Here is an 11,397-nt window from a genome sequence, read left to right on the forward strand (position 1 = left end):
GGAGCCACGCCGCTGATCGACGATTATTGTTTCAGCCTTTCCGAGTACGGCCAGGAGGCGGAACACCGGCTCGCCCGGGCGGAGCAAGGGGCCGGAGGACCGCGAGCACCACGTCCCAAGCGGCCGATCAGACCGGCGGCAGAGCAGAGACCACGGCCGATCCCTTGTGTGATCCAACTCGCATCTCTGGCCTAGGGTGGGCCCACCACCGAGCAACAGCCCCGAGGAAGTGCTGCGGTGTCGTGGTCACCGAACCACCCGGACTCCGTCGGCGCCCCTCTTCGAGCGCCGCAGGGCCTCGGTGCTCGCCCTGGCCGACGATGCCGCGACGGTGGGCGAGGTGTGCCACGGCATGGCCCGGCGCTTCCACCGCGGCGGCAAGCTCGTCGTCTTCGGCAACGGCGGCCCCAGCACCGACGCCCAGCACGTGGCGGTCGAGTTCGTCCACCCCGTGATCGTCGGCAAGCGCGCGCTGCCCGCGCACTCGCTCACCGCCGACGTCGCGACGGTCACCGGCGTCGCCAGCCGAGCTAGCCTCGAAGACGTCTTCGCCCACCAGCTGCGGATCATCGGCGACCCGGCCGACAACGCGCTCGGCATCTCCACCGACGGCGACTGCGCGAACGTCCGCCGCGCCCTCGAATCCGCCCGCGACGTCGGCATGCTCACTGTCGCGCTGACCGGCGACGGCGGCGCGATCGCGCGGACACCCGGCCTCGACCACCTCCTGATCGCCAGCTCGACCGATCCACGCGTCGTCAAGGAGCTCCACGTGACCACGTACCACTTGCTGTGAGAACTGGTGCACGTCTTCTTCGAACACCCGGGTGTGCTGACCCCGGAGGTGGAGTCGTGAGTGCGTCCGCTGCGTACGGCCGGGCGAGGCCCCCGTCGACGTCCCCCCGCACCGCACCAACGTTGTCGACACTACCGGTGCCGGCGACATGTTCAACGGGGGTGTTCGCCGCACGCCTCGCGACCGGCGACCCGCTGGAAAAGGCGGTCCGGACGGCGCACGTCGCGGCCGCGCTCTCGGTGACCGCACCGGGAGCCCGCGCGGTCCAGCTTCAAGATCGCGTTCCGCGATCCGTGGGATAATACTGCGTCCGAGACCGAGTTGATCTATAACCACACCCTGAAATTTGCCACGGATCTGCAGGTTGACTGACGCCCAGAGTCACCTTCGGTGATCAGGTCCTCACTCCGCGAGCTGCCTGAACAGCAATCGGTGCCGCCCTCAGGTTGCGACATGCCGTTGAGCCTGACAGCCCCAGTCTCACAGAAGATCTACAGTCTCACCAGTAAGCGGTGATGTCGCTGTACTGAATCGGCATCCTTGTCCGATAGGCAACAACGTGAACAAGTCGGCAAAGCAGACTCAGCCAGCACTGGGCGACGAGGTCCGGACGGGCGTATCACCCGAAGCGACAGGTGGCGCCGGCACCATCGACGAGTACCGACTGGCAGTCGTCGCGCTTGTGGCCCTGCTTCGAGGCGATGCGCTAGCCGGACTGTCGCGACCCGTGGCCGCTGTCGGCCTGCAGCGACGAGAGGCTGACAACCTACTCGACGACATCGTTCTCCAGACTTCCGTCGAGCACAGCGCAGTTCGGGTCGAGTACCAGGTCAAGCGGGCGATGTCGCCGACAAAGTCGAACGGAGCCTTCTGCGATTCGGTCAGGCAATGCCTGGAAGCCATAGAAGCAGACCCAGAAGCGATCGTTGAAGGACGGCTACGGCTCGGCCTTGCCACCGATCCCTCTGGTCCGATCGACCAATTGGCCAAGCTGTCCGATCTGGCGCGTGGCCATGCAACGCTCGAGTCGTTCACGTCCATCTTGAAGCCCGGCGTTGTCGACAAGAAAGTTCGCGAGCGGCGCGATGCCGTCGAGCAAACCGTCGTGAAAGTCCAGCGAGAGAGAGGCCGACTGCTCCTGACCAGTGACTACCAGTCACTGACGTTCCTCCTGCTCAAGGCGCTCCACATCTGGCAGTTCGAGGTGGGCGCCGGAGGGCGCGACACGATTAACGCGACCAACCGCCTCGCCGACATCCTTCCCGACGGCCAGCCGCCAGCCGACGCCTGCGCCGCTATCGCCGAGCTGGCACAGGTTTGGGGACCACAAGCTGGCCTGATCAGCCCGGGCATGCTCAGGTCGGCGCTGGAGCAGCGCGGCGTCGCTTTGACTGTGGAGCCGAAGCAGCAAGCAGCTTGGAGCAAGCTACTGGCAGCAACCGCAGCTGAGCTTGACGCCACGTCTTGGGAGATCGGCCACCGCCTTGCACTGCCTCGAACAGCGGCGCTCGAGCTCGTCACGGACGCGATCCGGGACAACAGCTTGGTCCTGATCGAGGGCCCCGCCGGTGGCGGCAAATCGGTCCTGGCTCGCCACGCCGTCAAAGACCTCGGGCAGACGGCGACGGTTGTCGTAGTTGACTTCACTGGACGCGGCCAGGAGACGCTGGCCGGCCTGACGGCAGAGCTCGGCGCAGACCTCGCGACGGTGCTGCCGGCGGCGGCCACAACCGGCCCTCGAATTTTGCTGATCGACGGCGCGGAGCACGCACTCGTCGACGGCGGACGTCTGCTACGAGCCGTGATTCGTACCGTCCCGCTTGCTCCTGGTCCGGCACCTCAGTGGACCGTGGTGTTGACGGCCCGCTCGGATGCCGCGGCAGCAGTCCGCGGCCAGCTCCCCGCTGCCCCAGTGACGGTCGAGATCGGTGATCTTGAGGAGGCCGAAGTTGCTGAGGTCGTTCGTGAGTTCCCCGAGCTGATTCCGCTGACACGTAACAACCGCAGCGGCCGACTGCTGCGCAGGCCATATCTCGTCGATTTGCTTGTCCGCTCCGGCGTCCGTCTCGAAGATCGACCGCTAGGCGAAGAAGACGTCCTCGATCTCGTCTGGGAGCAGGTGGTCCGGCGGCAGGAAGGCGGTCGCCCCGGCACCGGCAGCCCACATGCGCGGGCCGTCGCCTGCCTGGAGGTCGCTGAGGAGTCCGCTCGCACTGGAAAGAGCTCGTTGCTTCAGCAGTTCGACGGCGACGCAGTCCGCGGGCTCGAAAGCGACGAAATCCTTGTGCGCGATCGCACAAGGTATCGGTTCGCGCACGACATTCTCCTCGACTACGCACTCGCCATGCGACTGTTGGATGGCGATCCGGCCGAGCTGCTATCTCAGGCCGAGGAAGCTCGTCGACTGATCCGAGCTGTCCGTCTCATGCTGCAACGACAACTCAGTGACACGATCAACAGGCCGAACGCACCGCAGACGTGGGCAGATCTCGTCCAATTTTCTCACGAGATCGCGGCTGAGAACGGATCCCGGTGGCAAGACCTGCCTTTTGAGGCTCTTCTCGCCATGGGCAATCCTCGGCTACTGCTCGACAGGCTGCAGTCAGCCCTCTTGGCGGACGATGGTGAGCAGCTCTTCCAGCTGCTAGTCGTTCTCCGCCGTTTTGGTACGATATCTGCCCTGGAACCCGGCAGCGAACGTTTGCAGCTCGATCTGTTGCTGGCAGCACCGCTCGTCGACTTTCTCAGCGTGCTCGGGCAGCAAGTACCCCAACGGGTTACCGCCATGGCAGCTGAGGTCGTGCACCGGTGGCTTCTCGCTGCAGCGAGGTCTGGAGTACGGGTAGAGAACTATGTACAAGATGCCGAAGCGCTCGCCCGCGCAGTAGCATGGTGGTCTGGGTCAGATCTGTACGGAGACAGACTCGAATCCGTAGTTCCCGCCCTTGCACTGCTTGGACGGCACATCACCGCCGAAGGCCAGGCCGTATTTGATCGCTTGTCCGAACGCAACCACGAGCTACAAGGCGTCGTCGAAGACCCTGACACAGCGGCTGCGGCCGCGGCCGCGAATCCGGACTTGCTGCTCCTACTCGCTGGGCGCTATTACATTAATCAAAGCCTCACACTCGCCTCGGGTGACACTACACCAGTAGAACAGGGATCTCGCCGTCGTCGAGGCTTCTCCCTGAGCAGTCTTCACCGTCACCACGATGACGTCCGCGATCACGCGCCGCGGTTCCGGCGCACCGACAACGTCGGGCTCGCAGCACCTCACTACGGTCCTTTCTCATCCTTACTTGAGCTGTCTCCTCCACACGGCCTACGCCTCATCGGAGCTGTCGTCGACGCCGCTTCCCGGTCGCGGACGGCCGTGGAGCAGAGCTTCGAGGGAGGCGACTCCACATTCACGCTCGAGCTCAGGCGCACAAATTGGCAAGAGCCCGTGGTGTACACCGGCACAACCACAACGTGGGGTTGGTTCCAACGCTCCGGCAATGGCGCCCACCCGGGCATGTCGGCGTTGATGGCCCTGGCCGAGTGGTCTGTAGCCGAAGCCAGCAAACGCCCGCTTGACGAAGTCGTCGATCAGGTCCTTCACACGACCTCGTGCCCCGGTGTTATCCCGATCGCGATCTCCCTCTTCGTCGAACGGCTAGAAGAGATCACGGACCAACTCGATGTGTTCCTTGAACAGCCAGCCGTCTGGGATTTGGATAACGCCCGCCGTGCTCAAGGAGTGCTCAGCTATCAGTTGCGGGGCTTCCGGCGACTCGATTGGGACCTTCCTCGAGTCGTTCTCGCTCTCGTCGGCACGAGCGATGGCACCGGTCAGGTGCGCCTACGGGCGGTCGGCGACAGACTGGTGCAGCGAACACGCGACGAGCTGGCGGAGTTTCTTGGCGCTCCGCCGCCAGAGGATCATCAGCTACTACTCGTTGCCGAAGGTCGCGCGCGCCGGCTTGATCGCGACTCGTACACCGTCTCAACCACGGACGGCGGCAGGATTGCAGAAATAGCCGTCGAACTACCCGAGCACGTCGAGCGCGGACTCCGACAGGACGGTCGGCGCGCGGTTCTCAACCTAACCGTGGCGTCCCTGACGCTTAAAGCTGTTCGCATCCGCGACGAGGAGAACAGTGAAGGTGCGCACGTCGTGTGGGAGCAGATGCGCGAGGCACTCTCGGAACTCGAGCAACTCGATGAGGACAGGATCGGGGCAGTCTACTCACCAACCGAGGCCAGAGCAGCTGCCGCAGCAGCTCTCATAATGACCAACGAGCATGGCAATCTGCTCGCCGATGCGGTCACCACGCTTTTAGACGTTATGGAGAACCCAACCGCACCTGCCGCAGGCTCTCTGCCCGACGACCGAGACAGCGTGTCGCCAGTGGGACCTGACCGATCAGCGGCCACAGCACTGCCCCACGTCCTCTCCACAGCAAGTCTCCTTGCGGAGGCAGAAGAATTTGTCCCTCGCATCGAGGCAGTGATCCGGCAGCTGGCAGGCTCCGAACTCGCCGACGTGCGGCGGCGACTTGCCCGAGGTGTCGACGCAGCACTTACCGCGCCCTGCGGCGATGCCGCAAGCACACACCTTCACGACGTCGCCATCAACACTCTTAACGAATTGCTTCTGCAGTCTGGCATGGGACCATGGGAAGATTCCAGGCGCCAGCGGGTCAGACTGCCGGATCCGCTGAAGGTCGCACTGGCCCCAGGGGCCGACGTTCTCATGATTGATAGCGCTTCCGATACTCTCCCAAGTCTGACAAAAGCCGCTCGCCTCCCGTGTCAGCATGGCGTCGCAGCCAAAGATATTTTCCGGACACTTATAAATTATGACCTCATGATTTGGCCTGAGCATTACGCGCGCAGACACTATGCGGGGATCGACAAGTGGCGGAGCGGAATAGACCAGCACGTTGCAGAACTGGTGATAAGCGGCGACCACGGTCTTCTCGTCGAGTACCTCGATCGCTTTGCCCCGGCCGCAGAGCAGTTGTCCGGCCTTCTTAACAAATTGACAGAACTTGCCGTGACAGCCGAACGAGCTTCGCTACTATTCGGGACATACTGGCCGCAGCTACTCGATCGGCTTTTGCCTGGGAACCGGAACCTCGACAACAATTCCGCCGGACGTCGCGATCGCCCCAGAAGCGATGACGTCCACGCGCTTGACCGCGCATTACTGCCGATCCCGGGGCCCAATTCACCGTGGCCAACCCAACCACTCGGACTTGTCTTGGTCCGCTGGACTCATGCGCTATCCGCCCGACCCCAAGTCGCCGACCACGCCATCAAGGCGGTCGGCGCCTATGGGCTTATCAGATCAACTGAGGGCACGTCTTTGATTTTGAACGTCCTCGGCACCAACGTTGAACTGATCAGGAGATACTCGCAGACTGTGACAACATGGCTAAACTTCGCGCTAATCCACGAGAGGGATGCTACAAGCGACGTGCAAAGAGGTCGCATGCTGGAAATGGTCGATCGGCTATCTGAAGTCGGCGACGCTACCGCCGTCGAGCTTCAACGCCAACTCGAACTTCAATAGCCCAGGTGCTTCCGCCGCACTTAGCGCTGCACACCCCGCTGCCCGAGCCCCACGTCGTCTACGACCACCAACTGCCCTGGCCGCCGACAAGCCGGCCGCACACGTCAGCGAGTCAGGATCCGACACGCCGCCGACAACCGCGCTCCCTGCCTCCGTCGAAGCGCCAATGGCACACTGGTGATGTCGGTGGTGACCCCGCGAACGGGAGTGGACGGTTGGACGAGGCAGAGTTCGCCAGGTATTCCGAGCTGGGTCACGAGAACGCGCGAATTATGGGGCTGGCCGCGGATCACTGTCAGCACATGCGGTTCGTAGAGTTCGGCGGCCGCGGGATGCTAGAGGAAATGACCGGGTTGCCATTGAACTCACGGCGGGTGGAGTGTCCAGTCGCCATCGGGAACGCATCCGGAATGCGGCTGGATCACATAACGTTCGAGTTCTACTCCGAGCACTGCGTGGGCTGCGACACACGAAACCCGACCGGGCGACTCCCAAACCTAGAGACCGAGGTTCTCACTCGCCAGCAGAAGGCCCAGGCCGAGGAAGCCGAGCGTGCTGAGAAGCTGCGGATTCGCGGTGTTGCACGAGCGGGGCGGGTGGAGCGTCGACGGAGTCTGCGGGCGACCGCGGACCCAGCGACCGCCGGCATCCTGGACGATCTCGACGTCCTCGATCCAGACCCGGCGGCTGACGTCGACGTCAACGCGACGGCCGCGGCGCGGCGCCGATTGACGACAGTTGCCGGTCGTGCGGCGGACCGGTTCGATGAACGCATCATCGACGAGCTGTTCGACGCGGTGGAAAGCGTCAGGCTGAGTGAGCTGCTGGAGCCGTTGCGGCACCTGACGTCACGGCGACCGGAGCTCGCGGAGCGCCTGGTGGCGACCGCGCTGGCGGCGTTGCGGACAATCCCGGCGCTCGAGGCGGGCCGCTGCCTGACCGACCACCCAGACTTGGTGGACGCGGCGGCGGTCGATGATGCGGTCATCTGGGCGGTCGTGGTAATAGCGGGCTCGAAAACACCGGGTGACCATCATTTCTCTGGCCCGGTGCCGATGGTGCAGGCGAACGACCCTGGCCCGCTGCGGGTCCTCGCAGACGTGTGTCCGGAAAAGCTGGTCGCACGCCTGGGCGGGATGCTGCCGCGCCCCGCGGTGACGGGCATCATCATGAATCCAGCTCACCGGCCGCAGCCGGTCTCCGACTTCGACCGGCGAGCCGCCGCCGGCGCCATCGAGCACCTCGCGAGCACCCATCTCGAGCTGGCTATCCAGCTGTTGCCGAACTTAGCCGTTTCTCTCAGCGTTTCACCGGAGGACAGCTACGACCCGGGAACGGTCGGGACCGCCGAGAGAGCAATCGCCCGGATGTTCATCGCCACGCCCGCCCGGATTGCCAGGCTACTGGAGGAAGCGGGCCGGCACGCGGCCGAAAAGACTCGAGACGGCCTCGTCGGCTCAGTCCGACATGCCCTGGACATGGTCGACACCGAATACGTCCACCGTCGCGCGCACGACCCGGTGACGCCCCCTGAGGAGGCCGCGGCGATCACCGACGCGGCGTTCGCGTTTCTCCTCGCCCGCACCGATGAGGCGTGGGGACACCAGGTGACGTTCTCCGCAGCCGAAGCCATCGAGAGGATTGGCCGCAGGAATAGCGACGCCCTCGCCGGACGCCTGGACGCGACCCTCGGTGCGTTCGTGACGCTGACCAGGCACCGGCTCACCGAGCGGAAGAGCTTTCTCACCTCTACCGCTGCGCCAGACCCACTCGCGGGGCTGGAGGCGTACGCGCGCAAAAACAGCCTGTACCAGGCCGCACGACGCCTGCTGAGCGCGGTGGAGTCCGCATCATCGACAGACCCGCTGGCTGTATGCGAAACCATCACGGCGCTCATCACGAGTGAGCGCGACAACGACCTGGGTACCGAGGTGGTCTACCCGCTCCTGGTCACCCTCGGCGAAGTCGGCCGCCAACACGGGAATCAACCCGGAGCGCTCCAGGCCATCCTGCCGACCCTTCACACCTACCTGGTCGATACCGAACCCGGACTGCGCGCTGCGGCGCTCAAGGCGTGGACGACCGTCGGCGGAGCCCACGCCCTTCCGTCGACGGTCGCAGACCTGCTCCCGGCACTCGTCTCGGACACTTACGTCGTGGTGATCAAGGCCGTCCTTGAGGCGGCGTGCCGGCTTCCGTGGCCGGACGAGAGATCTCGGATTCAGTTGAGCTGGAGGGCGGCCGCTAGGTCACGCAGCCGTTGCGCGCGCGTATTGAACTGTTCGGCCGGGTCAGTCGGCTCGGCGGAGTAGGCTGCCGCTTGGTCGGCCGGGATGTCGGCAAGCCCGGCGGTGATCTCAACTGGGATCGGCATGTCGAGCAACGTGCAGGTGATCGCTGCTCGGACCGCGGCGGCCTTCGCGAGCGGTCGCAGCCACTGAAGATCCTCCTCTGAGTGACCCAGGCACACGCCGATCGTGGCTCCGACCTCGTCGACCGCTTCACGCACGTTCGCGTCGTCGGGCAAGTCCGGCTTTAGCGTCACCTGCAGGCGTTCGACCGCGCCCGCGAGTGCGACCTGGGCACGTTGTGAGCTGCGCGCCGGCTCATTGGGAATACGAGTCAGCGCGCCCTCAAGCAGCGCGAGGGCCTCGGTCCGGCGCTCTGTTCGGGCGAGGACCTCGGCGTACTCCATCGATCCGTAGGGTGACTCCGGAGAGTGCGCCGTGCCGACGTCGATGATGCCGGCCGCTGGGAGACCAAGGAGGCCAGCGCCGCAGTCAAGAAGCCCGTTCAGTGCCTCCTCTGCCTCGTCGCGCTGTCGAAGCCCGTAAGTCTTCTGCAGTGCCAGCGCCAACCACAACGCTGCGAGCTGCGGCGCAACTCGTGCATCCGGCTGCCACGGCTGGTCGGTCACCTCCGTCGCCTGGTGCCACTCGAGTTCCGGAACCCGCGCCAGCGCTTTCTTCTCGAGCTCAGCGAGCACAGCTGGGTCCGGCACGTGGTGCCGCAGCCGACCTCAATCAGGCTCAAGCGCACCGGACCGCAGCAGCGCGCCGCGCCGCCGCCATCGACCTGGACACCTACCGAGACGACGACCCGCTCCTCCCGCGCGCACGAGCCCTCCGCGCCGCCCTCGCGGCAGATCCCGATCCGGCCGCACCCATCGACCTGGACACGGTTCTCACCGCGACGGCCGGTCTCCCGGCGCCGATGCTGTTCATCCGCTCACACGAACACCAACACGGCTTTAGGCCGTGGACGCCACCCGCCGAGCCTGAGCCGGACAGCGCGACGGTCGCGGTTGCCCTGGTGTTGATCGACGAACGGCTCCTCACCGGGCCCGCCATCGTCGACCCGGCCCTCACCCACACCTTGACCCTGCAAGTGCAGACCGATCCGTGGCCAGAGTGGGTTGAGCGGCTGGACGCCGAGCTGGTCAGCACCCTGAACGAGACTGAACTGCAGCGGCCCGCCCTCACCTGGCAGCGCCATCAGCACACCAGTGACCCGGACACCTACGAAGGGACCGGCAGCCTCCACGTGCGATATGCCGTCCCGACCACCCAGCACGCACCCCCAGTTTTGGTAAGCCTCACTTGGCGCGGCGCCGACGAGGACGGCAACCCGAAGAGCCAACCCCTCGACGTCGCCGGACACCGCGAGTTCCGTGTCCGTCCCTACGACCCAGCCCGCGACGCCACCACCCAATACGAGGTGTTCGACGAGCACCTCCTCGGCATCTACGAGAACCTCGCCGCCGCCGGCTATCCGCACAACCAGCTCCAGCCGTTCGCCCGGCTCCTCAACGCCATCTCCCGAGCCGGGCTCGCCATGACCTGGAACAAGAAATACCGCCGCGGCCAATACGTGAAAGAACGCCAATTCCACGACGATCTCCACGCCGCCCTCCTCGCCGACCCCACCCTCGAAGGCCGAGTCGAACGCGGCACCGCCCTTGCACACGGGTACCTCGACACCCGACACGACGGCATCACCGCCGAACTCAAGGTCGCGCGCGACCAGCCCGTCACCCCCCAGTCCGCCACCAAGTACATCGGCCAGCCCACCCAGTACGCCGCCGCCGACGGCGCCCGCCTCTCAATCCTCGCCGTCCTCGACATGAGCCGAAAGGTGTTGCCCATCGGCACCCCCGAGAACTACCTATTCGTCCTCGGCCCCAGGCAACACGGGATGACCGACCCGCACTCCCCCAGCGTCGTCGTCACCCTCGTCATCAACGGCAACCTTCCCGTGCCCAGCAGCTGGTCCCGCCGCAAGACCCCGACCACCGACAACCTCTGAGGCGACGCGCCACAGGCTTTCACCGAAACACAACGGCGTCGAACGGCGACGAAAGGATCATGTTCAGGAAACGTCGATCCGGGCGGATGCCGTGACTCCGATGATGGCGGCCGAGGTCCTTGGCCCAGTTTGGTGCGAGCCAGGGCTGGACCTGAAGGCGGGGCGGTACCCGCTCTCGGTCGACTCGTCGGTCGTGGGCATGATGGACACGCTGGTACCGGGCGTGTCGGCACTGACCACGCCGGTCCGGTACTATTCCCTCTACTGGGCACTCGCCGACGTCACAGGGCGACGGGAGTGGGATGCCAGCACGTGGCAGACGGTTCTCCGACGGTCGGAAGTTGCTCTCGCCCTGGTTTCCCGCGGCAGGACAATCGCCGCGCAAGGCGCCGGCTGTGTCGAAGCCGTGCTCGGTCGAGGCCAGATCGATGAACTCGCCAAAATCGGGCACGCCTCCTACTCTCCCCGTCCGTGGGGTTTCTGGTCGCAGTACAACGGGCCCAGCGCCGTCTTGGGCACGGTCACCGTGGACAGCGGCGCCCTGCGGCCCGGCTCCCGCGAGTGTCCCCCTCCATCAGCGAGATGTTCCGGCCCTTGCTAGAGCTGACCCACGACCGCCCGATCCGTCCCGACGACGTGGCCGACTTCTCCGGGCTGGCGACGGACGCGGGCGAAGCCGCAGACCTCGAACCGCTTCGTGACCTCATGACCGCCTCACAACAAAAGGCACAACCCGCAG

General features: G+C 65.3%; 5 protein-coding genes and 1 pseudogene. 5 read left to right on the forward strand and 1 reads right to left on the reverse strand.

Annotation, left to right across the window (positions count from 1 at the left end; all coding sequences use genetic code 11):
- Nucleotides 1-301: 301 nt before the first annotated feature.
- The 4 genes and pseudogenes from ACZ61C_RS33300 to ACZ61C_RS33315 all read left to right on the forward strand — a co-directional run bounded on the left by ACZ61C_RS33300 (nucleotide 302) and on the right by ACZ61C_RS33315 (nucleotide 8,665).
- Nucleotides 302-796 (forward strand): D-sedoheptulose-7-phosphate isomerase, encoded by a 495-nt coding sequence (locus ACZ61C_RS33300; protein WP_465311840.1) that lies wholly within the window; start codon nucleotides 302-304, stop codon nucleotides 794-796.
- A gap of 94 nt (nucleotides 797-890) precedes the next feature.
- Nucleotides 891-1,121 (forward strand): annotated as a pseudogene (locus ACZ61C_RS33305) (hypothetical protein); the annotation flags it as partial.
- A 234-nt stretch (nucleotides 1,122-1,355) separates the two neighbouring features.
- Nucleotides 1,356-6,353, forward strand: coding sequence for a hypothetical protein (locus ACZ61C_RS33310; RefSeq protein WP_465311841.1), 4,998 nt, complete (start codon nucleotides 1,356-1,358; stop codon nucleotides 6,351-6,353).
- Nucleotides 6,354-6,568: 215 nt separating this feature from the next.
- The gene (locus tag ACZ61C_RS33315; RefSeq protein ID WP_465311842.1) at nucleotides 6,569-8,665 is read left to right on the forward strand and encodes a hypothetical protein; all 2,097 of its coding nucleotides are present in this window, start codon (nucleotides 6,569-6,571) and stop codon (nucleotides 8,663-8,665) included.
- On the opposite strand, the gene ACZ61C_RS33320 is transcribed toward ACZ61C_RS33315, so the two are convergent.
- Entirely contained in the window at nucleotides 8,575-9,339 is a 765-nt protein-coding gene (locus ACZ61C_RS33320; RefSeq protein ID WP_465311843.1) for a hypothetical protein, read from the reverse strand. The two genes, ACZ61C_RS33315 and ACZ61C_RS33320, sit on opposite strands and share 91 nt — an antisense overlap.
- Nucleotides 9,340-9,566: 227 nt before the next feature.
- On the opposite strand from ACZ61C_RS33320, the gene ACZ61C_RS33325 reads away from it, so the two are divergent.
- Nucleotides 9,567-10,658 carry a hypothetical protein gene (locus ACZ61C_RS33325; RefSeq protein WP_465311844.1) on the forward strand — a complete coding sequence of 364 codons (1,092 nt, stop codon included), beginning with the start codon at nucleotides 9,567-9,569 and terminating at the stop codon, nucleotides 10,656-10,658.
- Nucleotides 10,659-11,397: the final 739 nt, after the last annotated feature.

This window comes from Amycolatopsis sp. NPDC104587, from assembly GCF_055583645.1.

Excerpts from the sequence above, each read along its gene's own strand:
- ACZ61C_RS33325 (WP_465311844.1), top strand. The coding sequence starts at position 9,567 with ATGCTGTTCATCCGCTCACACGAACACCAACACGGCTTTAGGCCGTGG.